This is a genomic window from Geodermatophilus sp. SYSU D00703 (assembly GCF_054050155.1).
Genome location: NZ_JBJGYU010000003.1, coordinates 1 through 25,541 on the forward strand (window position 1 = coordinate 1; position 25,541 = coordinate 25,541).

Genomic DNA, 25,541 nt, shown 5'->3' on the forward strand with positions numbered 1-25,541 from the left:
CACCCACCCCCCCGCGCGGGGGGGGGGGGGGGGGTGGGGGGCGCCCCCCGCCGTTGTAGAGCTGCGCGCCCCCCCCCGCGCGCGGGGGGGGGGGCCCTGACGCCCCGGCCCCCCCCACCGCCATCACCTCCCGACCGGGCTCTCGCGCGCCGCAGGAGCAGCGCGCGGGAGGCCCGGCGCGTTCCTGTCGTCGTCGCGCCCGACCCGGTCGCCGCTGGGAGGCCCCGAGGAAGGTCGGCTGAGCCGCGCCGGGAGGTCTGCCCCTCGGCGGCGCGGCACGCCGGCTCCCCCGACAGGACGAGGACGACGCCTGAGATGACCACCGATCGATCCGCACCCGTCGGCCGGGCGATGGCCGACGTCCGGGAGCTCCTCGACCTGTGCAGCAAGGGCGCCACCGTCCACGACCGGCAGGACCTCGTCGAGCGGCTCACCGCAGCGCGCTGGGCGCTGGAGCGTGCGGTCCCGGCAGCCGGCGCCGTCCGCGATGCCGCGGCCGTCGTCCTGAGCGCGTGCGACTCCCTCCAGGTCGACCTCCGGGCGCTGCGCGCCCACCTGCTGGACCCGGGTCTCGTCCCCCGGCTGCAGGCGGAGCTCGCCCACGCCCGGGCCCGCCGGGAGGCGTTCGAGTCGCAGGTCCAGACGTGGCCGGCCGTGCTGGGGGAGGGCTTCGCCGCCCTCAGCTCCGATCTGGAGTTCGAGGTGCGGATGTCCAGCCGGACGGTGCTGGCCGAGGCCGAGACGACGATGCTGTCGCGCGATCCCGGCCGGCACGGCGCGGAGCTGGAGAGCTGGCTCCGGTCGCGCCTGGTCGCCGAGGCCGACCGGATCCTCGGCCGCCTCGCCGACGACGCCCGCGCCGTCGTCACCCGGCTGTCCGGGCAACTGGGACTGGCTGCGCAGGACCTCCCGGCGCCGCCGATGCCCTCGGGGGCGCGGCTGGTCGGGGACCTCCGTCCCCACACGCCGCCGGTCGCGGGCGGGCAGCCCCTCGCCACCCGGCTGCTCCGGGTCGTGATGCCCGGTTACGGCGGGATCATGATGACGTTCGTGCTCTCCCGGATCGCGGGGCTGCAGTTCCCCGGCTGGGTGATCGCCGTCGCCGCCGTGTTCACCGCGCTGTTGACCGGTGGTGCCGCGCTCCTCGGGGACCGCCGGCGTCAGCTCGAGCGGCGGCGCAGCGAGGCCCGCGCCACGGTCCGGGCGCTCCTCGACGACCACCAGCTCGTGCTGGGGAAGCAGGTGCGCGACGCACTGCGGGTGCTGCAGAGCGACCTCAGGACCACCACCTCCGCCGTGGTGGGCAGGCACCTGCGTTCCCTGTCCGAGCGGCTCGACGCGGCGGGCTCGGCCGCGAAGCGAGCCCGCCGCGCGGCGGACGAGATCGCCGGCGTCGAGGCCGACCTCGGGTCGATCGCCACGCTGCGGGACCGGGCACGCGCGCTCCTCGATGCTCCGGCCGGTGGCGGCTCGGCACGACGGCTGGTCCCCGTGGCGTGATCCCCCGAGGACGCCCGCCGTCCCCGGGGCCGGCACGAGGGGCGGGCGTTCGCGAGGAATGGGATGACCGGGGAATGGGATGACCGGGGAATGGGATGACCCCGCGCCCTCGAAATGGCGCGAGGCCCCGGGGAGCGGGGGCTCGTTCGGCGGTGGGCAGACTCGTGCCCGGGCCATTCCCCGTTGTTCGTCGGTGATGCGGAGAATGGTGGCGTTCGCGGCCGCTGTCGTCGTCTGGAACAGCGGATGGCGAGGGTGCCGGGAGTGGGCGTCAGACCGCTGGACCGTCGTGGGATCGAGAGCTCCTCGCGGAGGCTTCACGCGGTGAGGAAGGAGACCCCCGCGAGGTCCTCCCGGACCTGCACCGCACGGCGCTGCAGCCGGGTGTGGGGCGACTGGTTCGCGTACCCGGAGGGCAGCGCGGTGCACGTGGCGGTCGTGCTCTCGGTGTGCGCCGAGCGGGCGCCGGCCGGTCCGGACAGGTGGACGTACAGGATGTGGTCCGACGGGTCGTAGGTGTTCATCGGGCCCTCCCCGGTCGTCGGTCTCTCGAGGAACAGCATCGGTGGGCGGGACGACGGGCGGCATCGAGCCAGCCCCCGAACCACCGGCGAGCGCCCCCGTTCCGAGGCGGGGGACATCCCCCACGACCAGAGGCCGGGCCCGGCCGAGGGGCGACCCCACAGACGCACCCGCGTGCGGCGCCGGCGGCGCCGTCGTCCCTCGCGGGACGCCGGTGCCGCCGGTGCCGCAGCTCAGAAGGGCGGCTCCTCGCTTCCGCCACCGACCGGGGTCGCCCAGGGGTCGGGGGAGCCGCCCCGCCCGGCGTCGGCGCGCCCGTCGCCCCCGCCGAACCCGCCCCCGGATCCGCCGGAGGGACCGCCCCCGGACCGGGCGACCTTGGCGACCGACGCCGTCGCATAGCGCAGCGACGGACCGATCTCGTCGACCTCGAGCTCGATGACGGTGCGCTTCTCCCCCTCCTTGGTCTCGAAGGACCGCTGCTTGAGGCGTCCCTGTGCCATGACCCGCGAGCCGCGGGTCAGCGACCCCGCCACGTTCTCGGCCATCTGCCGCCAGCAGCTGCAGCGCAGGAAGAGCGCCTCGCCGTCCTTCCACTCCTGGGTCTGGCGGTCCAGGGTGCGCGGGGTGGAGGCGATGGTGAAGTCGGCAACCGCCGCTCCCGAGGGCGTGAAGCGCAGCTCGGGGTCGCTGGTCAGGTTGCCGATGACGGTGATGACTGTGTCGCCGGCCATGATCCGGTCCTCCGTGTCGTCGGTGCACCGCTCGGGTGAGCGCGTCCGGAGGCTACGGGGACCCGCTGACAGTTCCGTGCCCGTCGTGCGGGGGACGCGGGCTCCGTCCTCGGCCCCCGCGGAGTTGTCCCCGGGGCGTGTGACCATCGCGGGGGCGGACGGTGCGTCGGGTGAGGGGACGGCAGGTGCAGGAGGTGCGGACCGGGTCGGTCCTGGAGGCGACGCTGGAGCGGATCACGTTCGCCAACGCCCAGACCGGCTACACCGTGGCCCGGGTGGACACCGGGCGGGGCGGTGACCTGGTCACCGTCGTGGGCTCGCTGCTGGGCGCCCAGCCGGGGGAGACGCTGCGGCTGCGGGGACGGTGGGGCGCGCACCCCCAGTACGGCCGGCAGTTCCAGGTCGAGGACTACACCACCGTGCTGCCCGCCACGGTGCAGGGCATCCGCCGCTACCTGGGCTCGGGGCTGGTCAAGGGGATCGGCCCCAAGCTCGCCGAGCGCATCGTCGACCACTTCGGGACCGACGCGCTCCAGGTGATCGAGGAGCAGCCGGAGCGGTTGGCCGAGGTGCCCAACCTGGGTCCCAAGCGCACCCGGCTGATCACCGCGGCCTGGGAGGAGCAGAAGGCCATCAAGGAGGTGATGGTCTTCCTGCAGGGGGTGGGGGTCTCCACCTCGCTGGCCGTGCGCATCTACCGGCAGTACGGCGACGCCGCGATCGGCGTGGTGCGCGCCGAGCCCTACCGCCTGGCGGCCGACGTGTGGGGCATCGGGTTCCGGACGGCCGACACGATCGCCGCCGCGGTGGGCATCCCGCACGACAGCACCGAACGGGTCGAGGCGGGGCTGCAGTACGTGCTCTCCGAGGCGACCGGGCAGGGGCACTGCTTCCTGCCCGAGACCGAACTGACCGCCCGGGCGATCGAGATCCTGCAGGTCCCGGCGGCCCTGGTGGGTCACTGCCTGGCCCTGCTGGTCGCCGACGAGGGGGTGATCCGTGAGGAGATCCCCGGCCCGGACGGCGACACGGTGGCGTACTACCTCGTCCCCTTCCACCGGGCGGAGGTCTCGCTGGCCGCGGGGCTGCGGCGGCTCGCGGCCGCCGAGACCGACCTGATGCCGGCCTTCGCGAGCGTGGACTGGGACGCCGCGCTGCGCTGGCTGCACCGGCGCACGGGTGTGGAGCTGGCGGCCGGCCAGCAGGAGGCGGTGCGCCTGGCGCTGACCGAGAAGGTCGCCGTCCTCACAGGTGGCCCCGGCTGCGGCAAGAGCTTCACGGTGCGCTCCATCGTCACGCTCGCGGCCGCCAAGGGCGCGAGGGTCGTGCTCGCCGCGCCGACCGGCCGGGCGGCGAAACGGCTCACCGAGCTGACCGGCGTCGAAGCCGTGACCGTGCACCGGCTGCTGGAGCTGCGGCCGGGTGGGGACGCCGCCTTCGACCGGGAGCGGCCGCTGCAGGCCGACCTCGTCGTGGTGGACGAGTCCTCGATGCTGGACCTGCTGCTGGCCAACAAGCTCGTGCGGGCCGTTCCGCCGGGCGCGCACCTGCTGCTGGTCGGCGACGTCGACCAGCTGCCGTCGGTCGGCGCCGGCGAGGTGCTGCGCGACCTGCTCGCCGAGGGCACCCCGATCCCGCACGTGCGCCTGACGCAGGTCTTCCGGCAGGCCAGCCGGTCGGGGGTGGTCACCAACGCGCACCGGATCAACGCCGGCAGCTCCCCCCAGGTCCGCGGCCTCGAGGACTTCTTCCTGTTCAGCACCGAGGACGCCGAGGAGGCCGCCCGGCTCACGGTGGACGTCGTGGTGCGCCGGATCCCCGCCCGGTTCGGCCTCGACCCCCGCCGCGACGTCCAGGTGCTCACCCCGGTGCACCGCGGGCCGGCCGGCGCCGCCGCGCTCAACGAGCAGCTGCAGGAGGCGCTCACCCCGGCTCGGCCGGACCGCGCGGAGAAGCGCTTCGGCGGCCGGGTGTTCCGCGTGGGGGACAAGGTCACCCAGATCCGCAACGACTACGACAAGGGGGCGAACGGGGTCTTCAACGGCACGCAGGGCGTCGTCACCGCCGTCGACGCCGTCGCCCAGACCCTCACCGTCGCCACCGACGAGGACGAGGCGATCGACTACGACTTCGGCGAGCTCGACGAGCTGGTGCACGCCTACGCCGTCACGGTGCACCGCTCCCAGGGCAGCGAGTACCCGTGCGTCGTCATCCCGCTGACCACCAGCGCCTGGATGATGCTGCAGCGCAACCTGCTCTACACCGCGGTCACCCGCGCCAAGCAGCTTGTCGTCCTCGTCGGCTCACCAAGGGCGCTCGGCCAGGCGGTGCGGGCCACCGGCTCCGGCCGCCGGCACACCGCACTGGCCCTCCGCCTGCGGGGTGGACCGCGCCGCACCGGCTCCGCGCCGGTCCCACTCCCCGTCGGATCGGGCGGTGCGCTCCCGAGGTCCTGACCGGGGACGCCGGCCGAGAACCGCGTCCGGGGATCCCCGTCGTCGGCGACTGCGACGTCAGCTGCGGGGACGCGACCTACGAGGCCAACTGCGCACCCGCGTCGCGGCGGACCCCGGCGAGGTCGACCCCGCCGTCCGACTGGTTGACCTCCGACCACACCGCATCGAGGGAGAGGCCGAGGACGTCGCAGATCGCAGCGATGGTCGGGAAGGCGGGGGTGGCCACCCGACCGGACTCGATCTTCCGGAGGGTCTCCGGGGAGACACCCGCGTCGAGGGCCGTCCTGAGCATCGATCGCTCCCCCCGCGCCCGTCGCAGGAGGGCGCCGAGGCGCTGTCCGCGTTCGACCTCGGCGGGAGTGAGCGGCAACCTGACCACGGCTTGCGATTCTAGTACCGGGATAACATGGCCGGGATAGTTGTCGGACGCACGAGGTGGGCGCCGCATGATCGAGATCCTGGACCGCACCGAACTGCCTCGAGCGAGGGAGGCGGGCGCCCTCGTTGCCGGCGTGCTGCAGGCGTTGAGGAGCCGCTGCGCGGTGGGCACCAACCTCCTGGACGTCGACCGGTGGGCCCAGGCCATGATCACCGAGGCCGGAGCGCAGTCCTGCTACGTCGACTACGAGCCGTCCTTCGGGCGCGGACCGTTCGGCCACCACATCTGCACGTCGGTCAACGACGCCGTGCTCCACGGGCTGCCGCACGACTACACGCTCGCCGACGGCGACCTGCTGACGCTCGACCTCGCCGTCTCCCAGGGCGGAGTCGTCGCCGACTCCGCGATCAGCTTCATCGTGGGCGGCGCCGAGCCCCCCGAGAGCGTCGCGATGATCAGTGCGACCGAGCGCGCACTGAGCGCGGGGATCGCCGCGGCCCGACCGGGGGCCCGCATCGGCGACATCTCCCATGCCATCGGCTCGGTCCTCAGCGCGGCGGGGTACCCGATCAACACCGAGTTCGGCGGTCATGGCGTCGGCTCGACGATGCACCAGGACCCGCACGTCCCGAACACGGGGCGGCCCGGTCGCGGCTACCGGCTGCGCCCCGGGCTGCTGTTGGCGCTGGAGCCGTGGATCATGGCGGACACCGCCGAACTCGTCACCGATGCCGATGGTTGGACACTCCGGAGCGCGACCGGCTGCCGGACGGCGCACAGTGAGCACACGATCGCCATCACCGACGACGGAGCCGAGGTCCTCACCGTGCCCCGGCAGCCGCCGCCGTGAGGGAAGGGGCCGCCCCACAGGCCGCCCTCGCGCGGCGAGCCTGGCGGTGTCCCACTGCGGCCCACGGTGAGACACCTGGACGCAGCCGCGGCAACGGCGACCGCGGCTGGGCACCGCGGACGGTCAGACGGCGATGACCGCGCTGGGGATGATCAGGCCACGCGGCTCGAACTCTTCGATCGCCGGCTGGTCCGATGGCGCGTGGCCGGCCGAGACGGAGTCGATCGCCGGGAGCACGACCTCAGCGAAGAAGCGGTCGCACTTCTCTCTGGACTCCCAGACCTCCACCACCTGGAAGCCACCGGTCGTGGCCCGGCCGACGTGCAGGAGCAGGCCGTCGGCTTCGCCTGCGCTGCGCCGCCCGATCTCGGCGTGTACGGCGTCGTAGAACTCGATCGGTGCCGGGACGTCCATGACGAGCCCATGGGTCATGGTGAACTCCACTCCCGTGAGCGGCCCGTCCGGCGGTCCCGCCGAGCGGGCGACCCACGCTAGTCCGGTGCCTCGCCGCATGGTCCGCCCGGACCGCGGGGACAGATGCCCCCGGCGTGTTCGCTTCTCTGCGTCGACGGCCCATCCGCCGAGACCCCGCTCGGCATGCACGACGACCGGGACACCGGGGCCTGAGGCCGCCCTCCCGGGCACGACCCGCAACGCCGCTCGAGGCCGCCCGCCCGGGTCCGCAGGCAGCTCACGGAGAGACGCCGCGTGGCCACGTGCTCTCGTCATGCGGATGTGCGATGGCCCGGCTGGCTACCCGGTCGAAGCCCAACGTGGCGCCATGACTCCTGCCTGGAACTCAGCACGTCCCGGGTCGTCGAGAACGCGGCGCTGGCTCCGTCCCGGGCAGTGACCACGACAGGCCGCCTGACGCACAAGGAGAACCACCATGACGATCCAGCGGATGGAACACGTCAGCGTCGTCGTCGACGACCTCGAGGCCGCCAAGGCGTTCTTCGGCGAGCTCGGCCTGGAGCTGGAGGGCGAGGCGCCGATCGAGGGACGTTCGGTGGACCGCCTCAACGGGCTCGACGGCGTCCGGGTCGACATCGCGATGATGCGGACTCCGGACGGCCACGGCCGGCTCGAGCTGACGAAGTTCCACGCCCCGAAGGCGATCAGCGCCGAGCCGGAGAACGCACTGGGGAACACCCTGGGCCTGCGCAGCATCATGTTCGCCGTCGACGACATCGACGCCACTGTCGCCGGCCTGCGAGCCCACGGCGCGCAACTCGTCGGAGAGGTGGTGCAGTACCAGGACAGCTACCGGCTCTGCTACGTCCGCGGCCCCGCGGGGATCATCGTCGCGTTGGCCGAGCAGCTCAACTGACCCGGACTCCCACCGCGCGCCTCTGCCGTATCGGTGTCGTTGTCTCATGAGCCGCGGCCAGAACGGTGGCGGGTCGTCGTCCGGCGGGAACGACTCCGGCGCCGGTCCCGGTGGCTCGGGCGCCGGTGGTCGCAGGCCGGGTGGTCGGGTCGCGCGGCTGACCCCCGAGGGGGTGGTCACGTGGAGCGCGCCGTCGTCGTCCAGGACGAACCGCCAGCCGCGGGCGAAGGTCTTCAGCCGGTGGTGCCTGCGGCAGAGACAACAGAGGGTGGCGCAGTCGGTCGCCCGCCGCAGGCGTGCGGGATGACGTGGTCGAGGTCGGCCCAGCCCACGCGCCGGCCGCAGGTGGGGAACCGGTAGGTGCGGTCGCGGGTGGTGACGAACCGGCGCTGGGGATCGGTGGGTGCGTAGGCGTCGGTCGCCGCCGGGCGGCCCAGCAGCGGGCAGCCGCAGTGGCCGGTGGGGTGCTCGAGGCAGCCGCGGCGGGCCAGGCGCTCCAGTTGCGCCGGCGTGGCGGTGGCCAGTAGGCGCCCGTGGGCGTCGGTGATCGCCAGGCGCAGCGATCCACCCTCGGGTGCGCGCAGGCCCAGCGCGCCGATGCGGGCGAGCAGTTCGCGGACGTGCGCGGCGGTGATCGGCAGGCCGTCGACCTCGCCCGGGGTGGCCGCGGTGCCCTCCAGCGCGGCCAGGGCGGCGGTGATCGTCACCGCCGCGGTGACGCCGGGCAGTCCGGAGCCGGCGGGTCGGCGCAGCAGCAGCGAGAAGACCCCGGCCCGGAGCTGCCCGATCGGCCGGGCGTCGCCGTCGGCCTCGGCCATCTGAGCCAGCTGGTCGATCAGGTCGTGGGCCTCGGCGGCCTCGTCGGCGGGCAGCTCGGCGGCCAGCGTGCCCATCCCCTCCACGTGCGAGGGGTAGGAGAGGGGTAGGAGCGGACGTCGGCCTGCCGCTGGGCGTCCTCGCGTCGGGCGTCCACGGCGTCGGCGTCCAGCTCCAGCAGCGCCAGCGCCCGGCGGCGTAACCGCCCGGTCGACAGTTGCGTGGCCTGCGGCAGCAGTAGGGCCTCGATCTGCAGGGCGATCGCCGGTGAGGTGTGGGCCAGCGCGTCGGCGAGCACCTCCGCCCGGGGGCCGAACGTACGGAGGGGGTGTGACACTTGCGGCCCGTTGAGCAGGGGATTCGCGTCGCAGCGTCGAGCCGGTGGCGGACCCGCTGCCAGGCCGTCCCCGTCGCGCCCGGGTTTACGCCGAGAGCGAACGCCGACACGCCGGTCGGAGCCCCGACCTGGGGTTTCGTCAGCGACACCCGGATGTGCTTGCGCGATGGCCCCGAGATGTGTCAGCACCCGTTTCTAGCGTTCGGGTCGACATCTTCCCCATGTCGACGAGGAGTTCACCATGGCCGTCTCCGGCCTCAAGACCCGTCAGCCCACCGGTCGCGTCCCGTGGCCGTGCATCCTCCTCGAGGGTGAGGAGAAGGCGGGCAAGAGCTGGGCGCTCGCCCAGTTCAGCACCAGCGACAAGATCGGCGCCCTGTACTGGATCGACCTCAACGAGGGCGCCGGCGACGAGTACGGCGCCATCCCCGGCGCCAACTACCAGATCATCGAGCACGACGGCTCCTACGCCCAGGTGCTGTCCGCCGTCCAGGCGGTCAAGGCCGAGGCGCGCCGGGCGGCCGACGCCGGCGAGCCGCCGGTGGTGCTCGGCATCGACACCGGCTCGGCGATCTGGGACGGCCTGAAGGACTGGGCCAGCGACCGCGCCGCGAAGTCGGCCCGCAACCGCGAGCTGCTCAAGCGCGACCCCAACGCGGAGATCACCATCAGCCAGAACCTGTGGAACGACGCCGGTTCCCGCTGGCGCAAGCTGCAGACCGAGCTGCTCACCTTCCCGGGCATCGTCGTGGTGACCGCCCGGGGCAAGGAGGTCACCGAGGTCGACACCAACGGCCGCCCGATCGAGGGGCAGAAGACCTGGTCGGTGCAGACCCACCGGGAGTTCCCGTACGCGGCGTCGGTGTGGATGCGGCTGCGCCGCGGGCGGCGGCCGCTGATCGTCGGCGCGCGCAGCGTGCACGTCGGGATCAAGCCCAACACCGACCCGGCCAAGGAGGTCACCGACTCTGCGGCCACCGGCCGGCTGCTGGAGTGGCTGGTCTTCGACGCGCTCCAGTGCGACCCGGGCACCGCGCACGTGCGTGACCTCGTCCCCTTCCACGGCGGCGGGCTGCTGGAGCACGAGCGGACCGAGGAGGCCGCAGCCGGGGGCCCCGGCACCCGGGCCGGCGGACGGCGCGAGCCCGATGTCGCCGACCTGGTCGCCCGCATCGAGGACGCCGGGGACGACGACGACCTGCGCGAGGTCTGGGGTGCGGCCAACCGCGCCGCGCTGCTGCAGGCCGAGGTGCCGACCCCCGGCGGCTCCTACACCGTGGGCGAGCTGATCCAGGCCCGCCACGAGGAGTTCGTCGAGGCCTCGATGAAGTCCCACCCCGCCGGGAGGCGCCGGGCCCCGGCCGCTCCGCCCGCGCCCACGACGCCCGCCGCGGTCGTGGAGGCCGCCCGGGCCGCCGCCGCGGCCGCCCGCCCGGACGCCGGCAAGGACGCCGACCGCGACGCCGACAAGCAGGCCGCGTCGGCGAACCCGCTGCTGGAGGCCTCGCCGACCCCGGACGACCCGCGGGAGCGCCGGCTCAACGCCGCCCGCCGGGGCGTGCTGGCCAGCCTGGAGACCCTGGGCGTGACCCCGGAGGAGATCGGCAACCGGTTCGGCCGGCCCGTCGAGCAGGTGGCGACCAAGCGGCTGACCGCGCTGGTGCGCGACGTGATCGCGACCCAGCGGGCCGGCCTCACGGGGCAGCAGGAGATCGCGTGAGCGACGTCGCTGGAGCGGGGCCGGCTCCCCGGCCCCGCTCCACCGCTCCCGGCCCGAGGACCCCGCGATGACCGCCGTCCTGCCCGCCCGACCCAGCGCCGCCGAGCGCCGTGCCGCGCCGAGCCTGGCCGCCGCGGTCCGGGACCTCGACAGCCGCCGGACCCGCTCCCGCCAGCGGATGATCGGCGCCTCCGAGCTCGGCGAGTGCCGCCGCCGGGCGGCCTACCGGATCGCCCGCCGCCGTCCGACCAACCCCCGCACGGGGCTGCAGGCCTTCATCGGCACCGAACTGCACCGCGGCGTGCTGCGCGCGCTGCGCCGCCAGTACGGCGGCCTGACCGAGGTCCGCCTCCGGGGCGAGCAGGTCAAGGGCCGCTGCGACTGGTGGCACGTCCCGGTCGTCGAGGACCTCAAGACGACGTCCCGCTTCGGCTTCGAGCGGGTGCTCACCCGCGGGGTCCCGATCCGGCACTGGTTCCAGGTCGCCGTCTACGCCTGGCTGCTGCGGACCGGCCAGACCGCCGACCGCCGGCTGCCGGCGGGCTCCGGGCAGGACGTCGACGGACTGCGGCTGCGCTACCTCTCCCGCGACTCGGGTGAGGACGTCGTCTTCGAGGCCGACCACGACCCGGCGCTCACCGCCGAGGCCATCATGTGGCTCACCGACGTCTACGCCACGGTGGAGGACGACGGGGTCGACGCCGTCCCCCGCGACGGGTTCGGCCCCGGGGTGGACACCATGTGCGACTGGTGCCCGTTCCTCGACCTGTGCTGGGGCCCGCCGGTGGACCCGGAGACCGAGGGCGAGGTCTCCCGCCAGTCCCGCCTGACCGTCACCGACCAGGACTACGTCGAGGCGGTCCACGACTACGACGCCTGGCGGGCGGCCGAGAACGAGGCCAAGCGCCACAAGGAGTACGCGCGGGAGCGGCTGCGGGGCCGGTCCGGGCCGGCCGACGACCTGTACTGCGAGTGGTCCGGCGGCGGCCTGCGCACCCAGGTGGACAAGGACGCCGCGGTCGAGCGGCTGACCGAGCTCGGCGAGGTCGTCCCCACGCGGACGGCCCGCAGCCCGCAGACGATCCGGGTCACCCGCAACGGCACCCGGGCGGACTGAGCGCCGGCCGGTGGTGCACCGGCCTGTCGAACGCGTGTTCGATAAGCTGGGGCCGACACAGGACCGGCCCCGATCTCCAGGAGGCTCCCGATGACCACCGTCGCCACGTCCCGCCTGCCCGCCGGTGAGCCGGTCCTGACCACGGACGTCGTCGGCACCGACTTCGGCCTCCCGCTGGTCCGGCCGACCAGGACCCGGCGGGACAGCCGGGTACGGGTCGTGCGCTCGCACTGCAAGGCGCACGGAGGAGTGGTCGTGTGGTTCACCGACGGCACCAAGACCCCGCCGCTGCACGGCCGCACGACCTGGATCGTCGCCGAGCCCGACGACGTGGCGGCGCACCCGCCGGTACGCGTGCCGGCGTGAGCCTGGTCGGGGAGCGACCTCCTCCGGACAGCCACGCGAGCCGGTCCGTCAGCCGGAGAGCCGGTCCACGGTCGTCATGACGCCCCGCAGCGGATCGTGGTCGGAGACGCCGGACGTCGTGGCGTCGCCGTCGTGGTGGAGCGCGATGTGCCGGCGGTCGCCGAAGACGTGGTCGAGCTTCGCCGCGGCGTAGGTGTCCTCGTCGTAGACGCCGTCGCCACCCGGCCGGTAGCGGTCCACCTCGGACATCGACCCGGTCCCGGGGTAACAGCGAGCGGCACCCGCCCCGAAGCGTCCCTGGTACCAGGGGGCCAGGCCGGTCGCGACGGCGGGGTTGCCGCACTGCCGGACGTCGAGGTTCCAGTCGCCGCCGACCACGACCGTGTGGTCGGCAGCGACCCACCCGTCCACCAGGCGGGCCGCGGTGGCGGACTGGGACGCCGCCCTGGTCTGGGAGCCGGCCGTCAGGTGGGTCGTGCAGGCGCGCAGCGGGACGGGAACCCGGACGTCGATGCAGAGCAGCGTCCGGCGTTCGCCGCTGTCCTCCACGCCGAGCAGGTGGGCCGACGGGTCGGCCGGCACGTCGCTCCGGGCCAGCACGGCCAGCCCCCAGGTGTGGTCCACCGACTGACAGCGGGCGTCCGTGGTGGTGAACGTGGAGTGGAAGGAGGCCACCCACGGCGGCGGCAGCGACCCGACGACCATGTCGAAGGTCGAGCGGCACATCTCCTGCAGCGTGACCACGTTCGGGGACCGCCCGGCGGCGTCGATGCTCCGCGCGATGGCGCTCGCCCGCTGGGTGGGGGTCACGTCGCAGGCGGCGTTCCCCCGCCCGAACCGGTCGCAGGCGTTGAAGTCCCACACCAGCAACGGGACGGACGCCGCTGCCGCTGCCGGTACGGGGGGCAGCAGGGCGAGCCCGACGGCGAGGGCCAGGACGGCGGCGACGGCGCGCCCCGGGCGTCTGCCGGTCGGGGTCGGCAGGCCGACCGGCCCCGGCGAGGGCACCGGTGTCCTCATCGATAGCTGCACGAGGCGACGGAGATGCCCGCGCCGGGGGCAGGGATCGACTCCAGCCGGCTCGGCCCCCGTGCGCCGTCCCAGGCGACCAGCGCGACGGCGCCGGGGTCGTCCCCGGCGACGGCGATGCCCAGCAGGCGGGTGCCGTCGGCGCGCAGCGGTGCGAAGTCCTGGGCGAAGCCCTCGTCGAGCGTCGTGCGGCCGGTCGCGACGTCGACGCGGAGGGTCTGGAACCGGGCCCGGTCCTCTGCCGTGTCGGTCGGCCGCTGGTGCCGGATCGCGGCGAGCACCGTCGTCCCGTCGGCCGACCAGTCGACGTCGGAGACGAAGTCCGTGCCCTGCGCCGTGTGGACGACGGTGTCGGCGCCGGTCTCCCGGTCCCGGATGCGCAGGGTGTAGACGACGCTGCCCCGCTGCACCTCGACGGCGAGGGCGTAGGCCACCCGGCTGCCGTCCGGGTCGAGCGCCACCTCGGTGACGGCGCTGAAGAGGTCCGGGTCGACGTCGGGGGCACGCGGCAGGGGGGCGCCGACCTGGAGGGAGGTCAGGTCGACCACCGTGACGCTGTTGACGTCGAGCCCCGTGTCGGGGTGGGCCTCGACCGTGTGTGCCGCCGCGAGGTGGCGACCGTCATCCGACACCCCGAGGTCGACGATCCCGGGCAGCCGGGCCACCTCGGCGACCTGGCCGGTGAGGACGTCGAGTCGTTCCACCACGCCCGGCGTCTCGAGGGTGTCGCCGAGCACGCGGCCGCTGCTGCGCAGGGAGTACACGGCCCGCCCGTCGGGACTGATGACGGCGCCCAGGTGGACGCCGTCGTCGGTCAACGGCCGGGTACCGCCGTCCACGTCCAGCGCCCAGGTGTCGTGGCCGACGACGGCGGGGCTGTCCGTGGCCGACGGGCTCGGGGCCTGCCCGGTGAACACGCCGATGACCGGGCCCGCCCCGGGACAGCCGTGCAGGCCGGCCAACGGCGCACTCGGGGCCGCCGCCGGCTGGGCGCACCCGGACAGCCCGGCGACCAGCAGGGCGGCCGGTGCCGCGACGCTCCGCAGCGGTGTGGGCCTGCATCCGGAGCTCACCGATCGTGCTCCCCCCGGGGCCGTCCACGACAACGATCGGGTCCACGGTAGGGACGCCCGGCCCGTGGGCGGGAGGGGGTCGGACGCGCCGTGGTCTCAGCGGTGGACGGCGGGCTCCCGACCGCACCTGCGGACGGCGGCGAGGGTGACGCCGACCGCGAACACCAGCAAGACGACCCGGAACGCGGGCAGCGCGACCTGGTGGAACGCGCTGTCGAGGCCGTGCCAGCTCACGTCGACCCCGACGGCGATCGACAGGAGCCCGGCGAGCACGGCGACCCACCCGGTCGCGCCTGGCAGGAGGCGGGTGGTCAGGATCGCCGACCCGAACAGCAGCAGCGCCGCACCGAGGAGCACGCGGGAGTACCCCCGGATCCCCCACTCCGAGAGGCGCACGGTCTCGGCGTCGGTGAGGCGGACGGCCTGCTGCGGTCCCTCGCTGGCGGCCCAGGCGTCGACGGCCTGCTTCAGGAGGACCCCGTCGACGGTCTGCAGTCCGATCCAGGCGAGGGCCGTGGCCAGGGTCAGCCCAGCGGCGAACGCGGACAGGTCCGGCGCCCGCGACCGCAGCGCGCGGTGGAGGACGAACAGGCCGCCGAGGGAGGTCAGGACCCCGACGAGCTGGCCGAGGTGGATCCACTCGTACGCGTCGCTCGCGGCGTACGCGGCGAGGACCGCCGTCGGGACGTCCCCGTCGGCGGTCGGGTGGAACAGCGTGGTGACGGCGGCATCGAGGACGAGCCCGCAGAGCAGCAGCGCCGCGCTCCACTGCAGGAACCGGCGTTCCGCCGAGGTGGCGGGTGCCGACGTCATGGCTGCCCCCTCCGCCGGGACGGCGGTCGCCCCGGGAGCGTAGCCGCGGAGGACGACGAGGAGCGGGGGTCCGGCCGCCGCAGAGAGGGCGGATCCCTCAGCGGGCGAGGCCGTCCAGGACGTCGGCGATCCCCGCGGGGTGGACCTGGAACCGCAGGTGGCTGCTCGCGAGGGAGTGCACGTCGAAGGGCTGGTCGGGCAGCAGCGCGTCGGCCTCGGCGATGAACCGGTCCTGGAGGGGGAGGGGGAGGGCGCGGTCCTCGGTCAGGCGCACGTAGCTGCGGGGGATCCGCCCCCAGGTGGCCGGGTGGGCCCTGGTGGCCACCTCGTCGACGACCAGCGCCTCGTCCGGCTCCTGGAGGTGCAGGTAGGCCAGCAGTTCCTGCCGCGTGCCGTCGGCCAGGAGGGCGGCCTGGAGGAGGTCCAGGTGCCCGGGGTCGGACGTCCGCCAGTTCAGCCGGATCGCGCCGATCTCGCCCGGGTCGCCGACGGCGAGCACACCGGCGCCGGCCAGGAGGCTGGTCGCGTTCTCCGGAGCGGCGGAGTACTCGCTCACCGGAGCGGCGACCGGGCACCACGCGGAGACGTAGACCAGGCGGTCGACCAGCTCCGGCACCGCGTTGCCCACTGCGGTCAGGGTCAGGCCGCCGCGGCTGGCACCGACGAGGACGACGGGGCCGTGCTCCCGGGCGCGCCGCACCACGTCGGTGACGGCGGCGACGTCATGGGCGGTGCCGATGCCGGACATCCCGCTGGGAGCGCGGGCGAGCTCGTCGAGGTCCTGGGCGCCCAGGTAGCCGGCCGGGATGACGGCCCCGAAGCCGTGACCGGGCAGGTCGACGGCGACGGCCCGGTGCCCGCGCAGGGTCAGCTCCCGCGCCGTCGGCCCCCACACCGCGGCGTTGCAGAAGGCGCCGTGGACGAGGACGAACGTGGTGGTGCCCGAGGAGGGGTCCATGCCCCACACGACCACCTCGCGCGGCCCGGTCAGCGAGCCCGGCCGCTGACGAGTCGGGTCAGCCGTTCCCGCGCGCCGCCGTCGGACCGGCGGTCGCCGCGGTCCTCGTCCGGGTCTCCGCTGCCGTTGCGGGGTGCACCGGGCCGCCCGGGCGGGGCAGGCCGAGGTCGTCCATGGCCGCCTCGTAGCACGCGTGCAGCAGGTGCAGGCGGTCGACCAGCCGGTCCACGTACTCCTCCGACCGGCGCGCCGCCGACGGCTCGCTCATCAGGTCCCAGAACAGCCACGAGACCTCCTCGCCCCACGCCGACCAGACGGAGTCGGCGCGGGCGGCGGCGACCCCGAGCGCCCGCGCGAAGCGGACGGCGACCTGCCGCCGCAGCCGCGACGTGCACGCGCGGTGGCGGAGCTGGGCCTCGCGGTGCCGCCGCCACTGCGCGGCCGAGACGCGCCACGTGCCCAGTGCCGGAGGACGCTCCACCACCAGGCCGATCGCCCGGCCCAGCAGGGGCACGAGCCGGTGCCGCTGGTCGCCGGACACCTGGTCGTTGGCGCCCCGCAGCACGGTGGCCAGCTCGTCGTCCACGCACCGGGGGTGGTCGGTGAAGGCCTCGCCGGCCAGCAGCGAGGTGTACTCCATGAAGCAGGCGCCCCGGGCCGGGGTGCGGTGCTTCCCCCTGCTGAGGACCGGCAGCCCGGTCGGGGTCGCCGTCGCGCGGGAGGAATCGGACATGGCTGGCCTCCTGCTCCTGATCCGTTCGTCCAGGAGATGGTTCCCCTCCCGAGGGCGGTGCGGGGGGTGCGGCGACGCGGCTCCCGGAGTCGGTCACAGCTGGGTGCTCGCGGTCGCGCTCGCGGATCCCTCCCGCCGCGGCCTGGGCGTCGCCGTCCACGACCCCGATCGGGCCCCGACCGCTCGGGGGCCCGGCGCCCGGTCGAGTCGTCCCTCACGTGGTCGGGCGCCGGCCGGCCGCCCGCGGCTCCGGGTCGTGGGAGCCGGCTAGCGGGCCAGGCGCAGCACCGGCGCGGGGGAGGCGGGGCCGTCGGTCGGCGCGGAGCCCCCGGGGAGGACGACGAGCGCCGGGCGGACACCGGCCCCGTGGGGTGCGCCGAGCCGGGCGGAGAGCGACGCGTTGGCGTAGCCGGACGGCAGCTGCCGGCACTCGTCGCGCGGCGCCGGGGGAGCGGCGGGGTCCTGCGCCAGGTGGACGTAGACGATGCGGTCCGCGGGGTCGTAGGTCCTCATCTCGTCCCGCCTCCTCCCGGGGACCGCCGGTGCGGTGGCGCGGTCTGCGACGGCGACACCGGCGGTGCGTTCCGGACAGCCACAGGGTGCCTCCCGGGTACGACAGGAATCAGACCTCCACGTGGGGCCGCCGGGCGCCCAGGAGTGGGGGGTCCCTCCCGTGCCCTCCCCGGGGCGTTCGGGCCGGCCGGGTGGTCGTCAGCCCACGTCGAGGACCTGCCAGGGCTGCCCCGCCCACGGCCGCCGGCTGTGCTCCAGGTGCAGCCGTCCCGGCGCGGCCTCGATCAGCTCGCCGAAGACGGTGGCGTAGACCAGCCCGTCCTGCTCGTGTCGCACCACCAGCGCGCCGGGGTCGTCCCTCGGGGGCTCCGCCGACGTGAGCCGCCGCCAGCCGTCGGGGAACCCGGCCGCGACGAAGTCGGGGAGGAAGCGGTCGGCCTTGCGGTCCTCCGGACCACCGGACGTGACCATCCACGTGCCCGCGGGGTGCCGCGTCGTGGTCAGGCGCGTCCCGTCGAAGTCCCAGGTGACCAGGCGGTCCGGCGCGGCCAGCACCAGCAGGAAGCCCGCCATGCCGTCGAGCCGGACGTGCCGGAGCCAGTCCTCCTCGTGCACGGCACCGAGCAGGGGCAGGACCCCGCGGCTGGGCGCGCCCGGGTCGGCCGTGCGCTTGTGCGGCCGGTTGAGCACGAGGGCGGTGACGCCCGTGGCGACCCGGGTGGCGCACCACGTCCCCCCGGCGGTGCGGTCCCGGCCGCCGACGACGTCCGGGAACTCCGGCCACCAGGCGCCCGGGTCGTCGAACGCACGGCTGGTCAGCTCGTCGCGCAGGGCGAGGATCGCTGCGGGCGCGCCCTCGGCCCACCGGACGACCACCGTGCACACCCGCCGATGCTCCCAGCCGCGCGGGAGCCCCACCTCTCCGGCGGTCCGCCAGACTGACGCGGCACCGACCCCGAGGGAGGGGACCCATGCGACACGGCGGCCGCGACGACCGCGGCGACGACGCCCGCGAGGCGTCGCTGCGTCTGGAACCGGAGGACGTCCTCGAGGACGTCAGCACCGACGACGTCCTCGAGCTCGGCTACTCCCCGCAGGACCGCCCGTGGGCGGTGGGGGACTGGGGGACGACGGCGTTCGAGCAGGCGCGGGGCGAGAGCCTGGACGGGCGGCTCGCCCGGGAGGTGCCCGACGTCGCCGGGACCGGGGACGAGGCGGACGACGTGGGCGACGTCCCCGGCGGCGAGGGCGAGCTCCGCGACGACGAGGTCGGCGACGAGCGGGCCGGTCGGCTGTCCGAGACCGACGCCGGCACCGGTTCCGCCCCGGACCCCGCACCGGACCTGGAGGCCTTCGACGTGGGTATCGACGGGGGCGCGGCGTCCGCGGAGGAGGGTGCCGTGCACGTCGTCCCGGAGCGCGGGGATCCGGAGGAGCCGCCGCGGCCCCTGTGAGACCCCGGCCGCCGTCCCTCCGGATTGGGGGTTGGCCGCAGCCGGCGCCGTTCCGCACCATGGACGTTCCGCAACTTGGCCGTGGAGCCGCCGGGGGGTCGCTCGTGCTGGAGCAGGAACGGGCGGTGCGGGCCACGCGCCGGCGGAGGCTGGCGCTGTTCGGTCCGGCGTTCGTCGCCGCGATCGCCTACGTCGACCCCGGCAACTTCGCCACCAACTTCTCCGCCGGCGCCGAGTACGGCTACCTGCTGCTCTGGGTGATCGTCCTGGCCAACGTCATGGCGATGTTCGTGCAGAGCCTGTCGGCCAAGCTCGGGCTCGCCACCGGGATGTCCCTTCCCGAGCAGTGCCGGCGGCAGTACCCCCGCCCGGTCGTGCTGGGGCTGTGGGCGCAGGCCGAGGTGGTGGCGATGGCGACCGACCTGGCCGAGATCGTCGGCGGGGCGGTCGCGCTGCACCTGCTCTTCGGGCTGGACCTGTTCACCGGCGGGCTGATCACCGGTGCCTGGGCCTTCCTGCTGCTCGCCGTCCAGGCGCCGGGGGACCGGCGCTTCATCCGCCTCGTGACCGCGTACTTCGGCCTGATCGTCTTCGCCTTCCTGCTGCTGGTGCCGAGCGCCGGGATCGACGCGCGAGCGGCGGCGGGCGGGCTGGTGCCCCGCCTGGACGACGTCGGCAGCCTCGTGCTGGCCGCGGGCATCCTCGGCGCCACCGTCATGCCGCACGCCATCTACCTGCACTCGGCGCTGGTGACCGAGACCGTCGAGGTGCGGACGGTTCGGCAGAAGCTGGCCGCGCTCCGGGCGCAGCGGATCGACGTCACCACGGCGATGGGCCTGGCCGGGCTGGTCAACGTGGCGATGCTGCTGGTCGCGGCCGCCCTGTTCGCCGGCTCGTCGCTCGGCGCGAACACGCTCGAGGGAGCGTACGAGGGGTTCGGCCTGAACAGCACGGCCGCGCTGCTGTTCGCCGTGGCGCTGCTGGCGTCGGGCTTCGCGTCGTCCAGCGTCGGCACCTACGCCGGCCAGGTGATCATGGACGGCTTCCTGCGGCGGCGGATCCCGCTGTTCCTGCGCCGGGCGCTCACCATGCTCCCCGCGCTGGCGGTCCTGGCGCTCGGGGTCGACCCGACCCGGGCGCTGGTGGTGTCGCAGGTGGTGCTGTCCTTCGGGATCCCGTTCGCCCTGGTGCCGCTGCTGCTGCTGACCCGCCGCCGCGACGTCATGGGCGAGCTGGTCAACCGGCGCCGGACCACCGTGGTCGCCGCCGTCGTGACCGGGGTGATCCTCGTCCTCAACGCGGTGCTGCTGCTGCTCCTGCTGTTCTGACTGTTCTGAGGAGGGCCACCGGCGTCCACGCCGCGCGGAGCGCGCCACCGGTGGAGGACCTCCGGCGACCGCGCCGGAGGCCCCCGGTTCTCAGCGCACGACCACCTCGTCGCGCACGCGCATGCGCTCCCCGACGAACCCGCCGACGGCGGTGATGAGCGAGACGGCGATCAGGAGGGCCGCGGGCACCCACGGGTCGTCCCCGATGCCGCTGATCAGGGCGGTGGCGACGAACGGGAGGAACCCGCTGAGCGCGCCCGCGATGTTGTAGGCCAGCGCCACCCCGCTGTAGCGGTACCGGGCGGGGAACAGCTCGGCGAGCAGGGCCCCGGTCACGGCGTACGCGACCGAGAGCGCGGCGATCCCGATCACGACCGCGAGCACGACGGCAGCGGGCGCGCGCGTCCCCAGCAGGACGAACACCGGGAGTGCGAGCGCGGCGCTCGCCACGCCGCCCCAGAACGTCACCCGACCGGGGCCGAGCCGGTCGGCGAACCGGCCCACGACGATGATGATGACCATCTCGACCACGGCGGCCACGAGGGTGGCGTTGACCATCAGGCTGCGGGACATGCCGAGGGTGTCGACGCCGTAGCTGATCGCGAACGTGGTCAGCACGTAGAACCCGCCGACCCCGAGGAACGCCGCGGCGATGGCGACGAGCAGCCGCGTCCAGGCGTGGCGGAAGACGTCACCCGCGGGGATCTTGGGCCGGTCGGCCTCGTGCTTGAGCATCTCGTCGAAGATCGGCGACTCCTCGACCCGCCGGCGGATGTAGACGGCGATGACCAGCAGGGGGAAGGCCGCGAGGAAGGGCAGCCGCCATCCCCACGAGTCGAAGGCGGCGTCGGGCAGCAGCAGGACGAGGGCGAAGGCCCCCGAGGACATCAGCGTGCCCACCGGCGAGCCCAGCTGCGGCAGCGCGGCGTAGCGGCTGCGCTGGTCCTCCGGGGCGTGCTCGACGGCCAGGGTGACCGCGCCGCCCCACTCGCCGCCGACGGCCACGCCCTGTGCGAGGCGCAGCAGCACCAGCAGGACCGGCGCGGCGACGCCGATGGCCGCGTAGTCGGGCAGGAGGCCGATCAGCCCGGTCGCGACGCCGATCATCACCACCGTGATCAGCAGCGCGGGACGGCGGCCGATGCGGTCGCCCACCGCGCCGAAGACGACCGCCCCGATCGGGCGGGCGACGAAGCCGACGCCGAAGGTGGCGAAGGCCGCCAGCGTCGCCGCCGCGGGGTTCAGCGTGCTGAAGTACAGCCGGTTGAAGACCAGGGCGGCGGCCGTGCCGAACAGGAAGTAGTCGTACCACTCCAGGGCCGTGCCGACGAAGGCCGCGAAGGCGACGCGGCGGGCGTCCTGACTGCTCACCTGCGCGGGTGCGCCTGGGGTGGGGGCGGTCGCCTGCGGCCTGGGAGGCCTGGCGGTCGGCTGGCTCATGCGTGCGCTCCTCGGGTGTGGGGGACGGGGACGGGGGAGAGGTCCCGGCCGGAGAAGAGGCCGGTGTCGTGCACGGGGGTGCCGGCGAGCAGCGTCGCCAGGACGTCGATGGCGCCGATCCGGTCGGCGTCGACGCGCAGCGGGTCGTCGGAGAGCAGCACCAGGTCGGCGACCTTGCCCGGGCTGACGCTGCCGCGGGTGGCCTCGTCGTGGGAGGCCCAGGCCTCGTCGATGGTGTAGGCCCGCAGCGCCTGGGCGGCGCTCACGCGTTCGTCCGCCCCGATCACGGTGCCGCCGGACGACAGCCGCTCGACCATGGACTGCATGCCGAGCAACGGGGCACCGGGGGCGACCGGCCGGTCGGAGCTGCCGGGAACGCGCAGCCCGGCGTCGAGGAAGGAGCGGTGCCGGTAGAGCCAGTCCACCCGCCGCGGGCCCACCGCGGCGGCCATGGTGTCGCCCACGGCGTACAGGAAGCGCGGCTGGGGGACGGGCACCACGCCGAGGTCGGCGAAGCGCGCCAGCTGATCGGGACGGACCAGGCCGGCGTGCTCGATGCGGTGGCGGACGTCACCGCGCGGGTGGAGCCGCGCGGCCTCGGCGAACGTGTCCAGCGCCAGGTCGACGGCGGCGTCGCCGATGGCGTGCGCGGCCACCCGCCACCCGGCGCGGTGGGCGTCGACGACCAGGCGGCGCATCTGGTCGGGGTCGCCCTGCAGCACCGCCGTCCCGTGGTCGCAGAACGGTTCGGAGAGGGCGGCCGTGCGGCCGATGAGGGACCCGTCGAGCCAGATCTTCATCGGACCGAGCCGCAGCCGGTCGTCCCCGAAGCCGGTGCGCAGCCCGAGATCGAGTCCCATGTCGATGTCGTCGTCCGGGTGTGCCCGGAGGGGGTGCAGCGTGTCGCTGGCCACCATCAGCTCCACGCGGTTGAGGAGGAGCCCCCTGTCCCGGGCGAGGAGGTAGGCGGCGGCCTCGACCGGGGTGCGGCCGAGCAGGCCCAGTCCGATGCCGGCCTCGACGACGTGGGTCAGCCCCTCGGCGGCGTAGACCGCGCTCGCGCGCCCCAGCGCCGTCGCGACGTCGCCCACCGGGTAGGGCTTGACGAGGGCGTCGACGAGCTGCTGCGCGCGCTCCTGGAGCAACCCCGTGGGGCTCCCCGAGCCGTCCCGGACGACGACCCCTCCGTCGGGCACGTCCGCGTCGCCGTCGAGGACGCCGCAGCGCCGCAGCACCTCGCTGCTCACCACGCTCATGTGGCCGGAGCGGTGCTTGAGCCACACCGGCCGGCCTCCGGCGGCCCGGTCCACCAGGTGCCGGTCGGGGTGCGCGCCGATGACCGTGTCGTCGTAGCCGGAGCCGACCACCCAGCCGTCGGCGGGCAGGTGGGCCGCGTCCCGGGTCACGGCCTCCTCGATCGCGGCCAGGGTCCTCGCGCCGGACAGGTCGATCTCGCCCAGCGACTGGCCGAACCAGGCCATGTGGTTGTGCGCGTCCCCGAAGCCGGGGACCACCACGGCGCCGTCGCCCTCGACGACCGCCCGCGCTGGCAGGCCCTCGACCTCCTCGTCCAGACCCACGATGCGGCCACCGAGGACGCCGACGGCGGCGGCCGTGGGGCGGTCGTCGTCGACGGTGATCACGCGCACGTCGCGCAGCAGCAGGTCGAGCACGGTTCCTCCGTTCAGGCCAGGTGGTGCAGGCGGGTCAGCGGCAGGTCCGTCGCGCGGTGGACGGGCACGGGGCGGCCGTCCACGAGGACGGGCCCCGGTTCCGTCGGCACGGCCACCACGGGTGTCGCGGCGTTGGCCACCATGTCGGCGCTGGTCAGGCCGCGGCTGGCCCGGATGGCGGCGTAGCGCACGCCGCGGGGCAGCGCTGCGCGGGCCGAGGAGTCCGCGAGGCACTGCTCGGAGACGAACACCCGCGACAGCCGCCGGGGCGCGGCCCCCAGGCCGCCGAAGTACGGCCGCACCACGCGGGGCTGGGTCAGCCGCGTGGACCCCGAGCCCGACCCCGAGGTGCCCCACGCGACGAAGCCGGACTTGAGGACCAGTTCCGGCGCCGTGCCGAAGGTGGCCGGGTGCCACAGCACGACGTCCGCGAGCCGCCCGGGCGTGAGGGAGCCGACCTCGTGGGACATGCCGTGGGCGATGGCCGGGTTGACCGTGGTCTTCGCCAGGTAGCGCAGGACCCGCTCGTTGTTCGCGCGGTCGGGACCGGCCTGACCGGCCAGGTGTGCCTGCACGTGGGCCAGCTGCCAGGTGCGCCGGGTGGTCTCCGCGATCCGGCCCATGCCCATCGAGTCGGAGTTCACGATGCTGATGGCGCCCTGGTCGTGCAGCGCGTTCTCGGCGGCGATGCCGTGCTCGCGCACGCGGCTGCCGGCGATCGAGACGTCGCTGTCGATGCCGGCGTGCCCACGGTGGACCGTCAGCGTCATGGGCAGCAGCTCGTCGACGGACGCGCCGGTCAGCGGCAGTGTCGGCGTGGTCGACGAGGTCAGGACGTGCGCCTCGCCCACCACCTGCAGCAGGTCGGGGTGACCGCCGCCGCCCTCGACGTGGTAGGCGTGCACGGTCCGGCCCCGGGTGGCCGACAGCGTGTCCGTCAGGGCGCCGGACTCGTTGAGGGTGTCGGTGTGCAGCGCCACCGGCAGGTCGACGCCGTCGGCCACGCCGAGGCACGTGTCGACGATGCGCGGCGTCGCCCCCCAGTCCTCGTGGATCTTGAACCCTCCGGCCCCGGCCAGGACGGCGCGCTCGAGCAACTCGGGAGAGGAGGTCGAGCCGCGGGCGAGGAAGGCCACGTTCAGCGGGGTGTCCCGCCAGCCCTCGATCAGGGTGTGCAGGTTCGTCGCGGGATTGGCGCCGACGTCCCACACGCCGCCGATCCCCATGCCCACCACCGAGGTCACCCCGGCGGCCAGGGCCGCGGGCGCGATCTCGGGGCTGGACAGGTGGACGTGCGAGTCGACGACGCCCGGGGTGGCGATGAGCCCCTCGGCGGTGATCATCGCCGTGTGGGAGTCCACCACCAGCTCGATGCCGTCCGTGGTGTCGGGGTTGCCGGCTCGGCCGATCCCGACGATGCGACCGTCCTTGATACCGATGCTGGTCTTGCGTACCCCGATCAGCGGGTCGATGACCACGACACCGAGCACCACCAGGTCCAGGGCGCTGTCCCCGGGCGCGCGGTCGGCGACGAGCAGCCCGTCCCGGGCGGTCTTGCCGCAGCCGCCCAGCATCTCGTCGCCGGGCTCGGTGTCGTCGGCCTCGATGCGCACCCACAGGTCGGTGTCGGCCAGGCGCAGCAGGTCGCCCGTCGTCGGTCCGTACAGGCCGGCGTACCGGGCGCGCGAGATGCGGCTCACCGCTGACCTCCTCGGGCGACCACGGGGACGACGCGGACGGAGCCGGGCGCGAGCTCCAGGCTCACCCCGGCCGGCAGGTCCAGCCGGAAGCCCCGGACCGCCTCGCGGTCGAGGTCCAGTGCGGGGTTGACCTCCTCGAGCGGGAAGTGGGAGGAGATCCACACCGGGCGGTCGCTGCGGTTGGTCACCTCCACCGTGCGCCGTGGTCGTCCGGGCGCCAGCTCGATCTCGCCGTCCTGGGCGAGGACGGCGCCGGGCCCGGTCGGGTCCGCGGGACCGAACGGCTCGGGCACGTGCACCAGCGACGTGCCGTGGGGGAAGAGCGCCTCCACCTGGAGGTTGGGGACCGCGTTCGGCACGCCGGGCAGGAGGTGCTCGGCCGGCACCACGCTCCGGGCCCGCCGGACGACCTCCTGGATCGGCACGCCGTCCCAGGCCATCTCCAGGACCTCGTCGCAGACCAGGGCGATCGCCTCGGTCGCGCCCAGGCGCGCGCCCCGCCCGAGCCGCCGCCGGGCGAGCTCGGCGGCGGTGAAGAGCAGCAGGCGTTCCTGTTCGCGGGGAGTCAGGTGCACGGCGGGCCTCCTGCGTCCGTACGAGGGGGTGGACGTCCGGCAGACCACACGGTCCCTCCGCGCCGGTCGACCGGCAATCGGCGGGTAACAGCGGCCTGGAGGCGCCGGATCGGGCGATCGCTGCC

25 protein-coding genes are annotated in these 25,541 nt (G+C 74.9%); 9 read left to right on the top strand and 16 right to left on the bottom strand.

The window, feature by feature from the left end:
• The first annotated feature begins 315 nt into the window (after positions 1-315).
• Entirely contained in the window at positions 316-1,500 is a 1,185-nt protein-coding gene (locus ACI782_RS05175) for a hypothetical protein (protein ID WP_456906786.1), read from the top strand.
• 317 nt (positions 1,501-1,817) lie between these two features.
• Here the strand turns inward: ACI782_RS05175 and ACI782_RS05180 are convergent, their stop codons facing one another.
• Positions 1,818-2,024, bottom strand: a complete 207-nt coding sequence (locus tag ACI782_RS05180; protein WP_456906788.1) for a hypothetical protein — start codon at positions 2,022-2,024, stop codon at positions 1,818-1,820.
• 231 nt (positions 2,025-2,255) lie between these two features.
• Entirely contained in the window at positions 2,256-2,756 is a 501-nt protein-coding gene (locus ACI782_RS05185) for a single-stranded DNA-binding protein (RefSeq protein ID WP_456906790.1), read from the bottom strand.
• A gap of 170 nt (positions 2,757-2,926) precedes the next feature.
• Here ACI782_RS05185 and recD2 point away from each other — a divergent pair, with 170 nt between their 5' ends.
• Complete coding sequence (gene recD2, locus ACI782_RS05190) at positions 2,927-5,212, top strand: SF1B family DNA helicase RecD2 (protein WP_456906792.1); 2,286 nt, start codon at positions 2,927-2,929, stop codon at positions 5,210-5,212.
• A 76-nt stretch (positions 5,213-5,288) separates the two neighbouring features.
• Here recD2 and ACI782_RS05195 read toward each other — a convergent pair whose 3' ends face one another.
• Positions 5,289-5,660: a helix-turn-helix transcriptional regulator gene (locus ACI782_RS05195; RefSeq protein ID WP_456906794.1), complete on the bottom strand. Its 372-nt coding sequence runs from the start codon at positions 5,658-5,660 to the stop codon at positions 5,289-5,291.
• On the opposite strand from ACI782_RS05195, the gene map reads away from it, so the two are divergent.
• Positions 5,659-6,441 (top strand): type I methionyl aminopeptidase, encoded by a 783-nt coding sequence (gene map / locus ACI782_RS05200; RefSeq protein WP_456906796.1) that lies wholly within the window; start codon positions 5,659-5,661, stop codon positions 6,439-6,441. The genes ACI782_RS05195 and map overlap by 2 nt on opposite strands.
• Before the next feature lie 123 nt (positions 6,442-6,564).
• Here map and ACI782_RS05205 read toward each other — a convergent pair whose 3' ends face one another.
• A complete protein-coding gene (locus ACI782_RS05205; RefSeq protein WP_456906798.1) occupies positions 6,565-6,873 on the bottom strand; it encodes a hypothetical protein in 309 nt (102 codons plus the stop codon).
• Positions 6,874-7,330: 457 nt separating this feature from the next.
• On the opposite strand from ACI782_RS05205, the gene ACI782_RS05210 reads away from it, so the two are divergent.
• Positions 7,331-7,771 (top strand): VOC family protein, encoded by a 441-nt coding sequence (locus tag ACI782_RS05210; RefSeq protein ID WP_456906800.1) that lies wholly within the window; start codon positions 7,331-7,333, stop codon positions 7,769-7,771.
• Positions 7,772-8,004: 233 nt separating this feature from the next.
• Here the strand turns inward: ACI782_RS05210 and ACI782_RS05215 are convergent, their stop codons facing one another.
• Positions 8,005-8,673, bottom strand: a complete 669-nt coding sequence (locus ACI782_RS05215) for a hypothetical protein (RefSeq protein WP_456906802.1) — start codon at positions 8,671-8,673, stop codon at positions 8,005-8,007.
• Between the two features lie 492 nt (positions 8,674-9,165).
• Here ACI782_RS05215 and ACI782_RS05220 point away from each other — a divergent pair, with 492 nt between their 5' ends.
• The 3 genes from ACI782_RS05220 (at position 9,166) to ACI782_RS05230 (ending at position 12,127) form a co-directional block, all read left to right on the top strand.
• Positions 9,166-10,644: a hypothetical protein gene (locus tag ACI782_RS05220; RefSeq protein WP_456906804.1), complete on the top strand. Its 1,479-nt coding sequence runs from the start codon at positions 9,166-9,168 to the stop codon at positions 10,642-10,644.
• Positions 10,645-10,711: 67 nt separating this feature from the next.
• On the top strand, positions 10,712-11,761 hold the full coding sequence (locus ACI782_RS05225) for a PD-(D/E)XK nuclease family protein (RefSeq protein WP_456906806.1): 1,050 nt from the start codon (positions 10,712-10,714) through the stop codon (positions 11,759-11,761).
• Between the two features lie 90 nt (positions 11,762-11,851).
• Complete coding sequence (locus ACI782_RS05230; protein WP_456906808.1) at positions 11,852-12,127, top strand: hypothetical protein; 276 nt, start codon at positions 11,852-11,854, stop codon at positions 12,125-12,127.
• Between the two features lie 48 nt (positions 12,128-12,175).
• Here ACI782_RS05230 and ACI782_RS05235 read toward each other — a convergent pair whose 3' ends face one another.
• The 7 genes from ACI782_RS05235 to ACI782_RS05265 form a co-directional block, all read right to left on the bottom strand.
• The gene (locus tag ACI782_RS05235; protein ID WP_456906809.1) at positions 12,176-13,135 is read right to left on the bottom strand and encodes an endonuclease/exonuclease/phosphatase family protein; all 960 of its coding nucleotides are present in this window, start codon (positions 13,133-13,135) and stop codon (positions 12,176-12,178) included.
• A gap of 8 nt (positions 13,136-13,143) precedes the next feature.
• Positions 13,144-14,229: a hypothetical protein gene (locus tag ACI782_RS05240; protein WP_456906811.1), complete on the bottom strand. Its 1,086-nt coding sequence runs from the start codon at positions 14,227-14,229 to the stop codon at positions 13,144-13,146.
• 96 nt (positions 14,230-14,325) lie between these two features.
• Positions 14,326-15,042 (bottom strand): hypothetical protein, encoded by a 717-nt coding sequence (locus ACI782_RS05245; RefSeq protein WP_456906813.1) that lies wholly within the window; start codon positions 15,040-15,042, stop codon positions 14,326-14,328.
• A 97-nt stretch (positions 15,043-15,139) separates the two neighbouring features.
• Positions 15,140-16,000, bottom strand: a complete 861-nt coding sequence (locus ACI782_RS05250) for an alpha/beta fold hydrolase (protein WP_456906815.1) — start codon at positions 15,998-16,000, stop codon at positions 15,140-15,142.
• A 58-nt stretch (positions 16,001-16,058) separates the two neighbouring features.
• Positions 16,059-16,733 carry a hypothetical protein gene (locus tag ACI782_RS05255; protein WP_456906817.1) on the bottom strand — a complete coding sequence of 225 codons (675 nt, stop codon included), beginning with the start codon at positions 16,731-16,733 and terminating at the stop codon, positions 16,059-16,061.
• Between the two features lie 267 nt (positions 16,734-17,000).
• On the bottom strand, positions 17,001-17,246 hold the full coding sequence (locus ACI782_RS05260; protein WP_456906819.1) for a hypothetical protein: 246 nt from the start codon (positions 17,244-17,246) through the stop codon (positions 17,001-17,003).
• A gap of 198 nt (positions 17,247-17,444) precedes the next feature.
• Positions 17,445-18,131, bottom strand: a complete 687-nt coding sequence (locus ACI782_RS05265; protein ID WP_456906822.1) for an NRDE family protein — start codon at positions 18,129-18,131, stop codon at positions 17,445-17,447.
• Between the two features lie 86 nt (positions 18,132-18,217).
• Here ACI782_RS05265 and ACI782_RS05270 point away from each other — a divergent pair, with 86 nt between their 5' ends.
• Entirely contained in the window at positions 18,218-18,700 is a 483-nt protein-coding gene (locus ACI782_RS05270; protein ID WP_456906824.1) for a DUF5709 domain-containing protein, read from the top strand.
• Positions 18,701-18,804: 104 nt separating this feature from the next.
• A complete protein-coding gene (locus tag ACI782_RS05275) occupies positions 18,805-20,028 on the top strand; it encodes an Nramp family divalent metal transporter (RefSeq protein ID WP_456906826.1) in 1,224 nt (407 codons plus the stop codon).
• 90 nt (positions 20,029-20,118) lie between these two features.
• Here ACI782_RS05275 and ACI782_RS05280 read toward each other — a convergent pair whose 3' ends face one another.
• The 4 genes from ACI782_RS05280 to ureA form a co-directional block, all read right to left on the bottom strand.
• The gene (locus tag ACI782_RS05280; RefSeq protein ID WP_456906828.1) at positions 20,119-21,399 is read right to left on the bottom strand and encodes an MFS transporter; all 1,281 of its coding nucleotides are present in this window, start codon (positions 21,397-21,399) and stop codon (positions 20,119-20,121) included.
• A 65-nt stretch (positions 21,400-21,464) separates the two neighbouring features.
• Entirely contained in the window at positions 21,465-23,141 is a 1,677-nt protein-coding gene (locus ACI782_RS05285; RefSeq protein ID WP_456906830.1) for an amidohydrolase, read from the bottom strand.
• 11 nt (positions 23,142-23,152) lie between these two features.
• Positions 23,153-24,841 carry an urease subunit alpha gene (locus tag ACI782_RS05290; RefSeq protein ID WP_456907338.1) on the bottom strand — a complete coding sequence of 563 codons (1,689 nt, stop codon included), beginning with the start codon at positions 24,839-24,841 and terminating at the stop codon, positions 23,153-23,155.
• Positions 24,838-25,416 carry an urease subunit gamma gene (ureA, locus tag ACI782_RS05295; RefSeq protein ID WP_456906832.1) on the bottom strand — a complete coding sequence of 193 codons (579 nt, stop codon included), beginning with the start codon at positions 25,414-25,416 and terminating at the stop codon, positions 24,838-24,840. Before ureA ends, ACI782_RS05290 begins: the two co-directional genes overlap by 4 nt.
• Between the last annotated feature and the right edge of the window lie 125 nt (positions 25,417-25,541).

Coding starts and splice junctions, on each gene's coding strand:
- ACI782_RS05175 (WP_456906786.1), top strand. CDS start 316: ATGACCACCGATCGATCCGCACCCGTCGGCCGGGCGATGGCCGACGTC.
- ACI782_RS05180 (WP_456906788.1), bottom strand. CDS start 2,024: ATGAACACCTACGACCCGTCGGACCACATCCTGTACGTCCACCTGTCC.
- ACI782_RS05185 (WP_456906790.1), bottom strand. CDS start 2,756: ATGGCCGGCGACACAGTCATCACCGTCATCGGCAACCTGACCAGCGAC.
- map (WP_456906796.1), top strand. CDS start 5,659: ATGATCGAGATCCTGGACCGCACCGAACTGCCTCGAGCGAGGGAGGCG.
- ACI782_RS05195 (WP_456906794.1), bottom strand. CDS start 5,660: ATGCGGCGCCCACCTCGTGCGTCCGACAACTATCCCGGCCATGTTATC.
- ACI782_RS05205 (WP_456906798.1), bottom strand. CDS start 6,873: ATGACCCATGGGCTCGTCATGGACGTCCCGGCACCGATCGAGTTCTAC.
- ACI782_RS05210 (WP_456906800.1), top strand. CDS start 7,331: ATGACGATCCAGCGGATGGAACACGTCAGCGTCGTCGTCGACGACCTC.
- ACI782_RS05220 (WP_456906804.1), top strand. CDS start 9,166: ATGGCCGTCTCCGGCCTCAAGACCCGTCAGCCCACCGGTCGCGTCCCG.
- ACI782_RS05225 (WP_456906806.1), top strand. CDS start 10,712: ATGACCGCCGTCCTGCCCGCCCGACCCAGCGCCGCCGAGCGCCGTGCC.
- ACI782_RS05230 (WP_456906808.1), top strand. CDS start 11,852: ATGACCACCGTCGCCACGTCCCGCCTGCCCGCCGGTGAGCCGGTCCTG.
- ACI782_RS05245 (WP_456906813.1), bottom strand. CDS start 15,042: ATGACGTCGGCACCCGCCACCTCGGCGGAACGCCGGTTCCTGCAGTGG.
- ACI782_RS05250 (WP_456906815.1), bottom strand. CDS start 16,000: ATGGACCCCTCCTCGGGCACCACCACGTTCGTCCTCGTCCACGGCGCC.
- ACI782_RS05255 (WP_456906817.1), bottom strand. CDS start 16,733: ATGTCCGATTCCTCCCGCGCGACGGCGACCCCGACCGGGCTGCCGGTC.
- ACI782_RS05260 (WP_456906819.1), bottom strand. CDS start 17,246: ATGAGGACCTACGACCCCGCGGACCGCATCGTCTACGTCCACCTGGCG.
- ACI782_RS05270 (WP_456906824.1), top strand. CDS start 18,218: ATGCGACACGGCGGCCGCGACGACCGCGGCGACGACGCCCGCGAGGCG.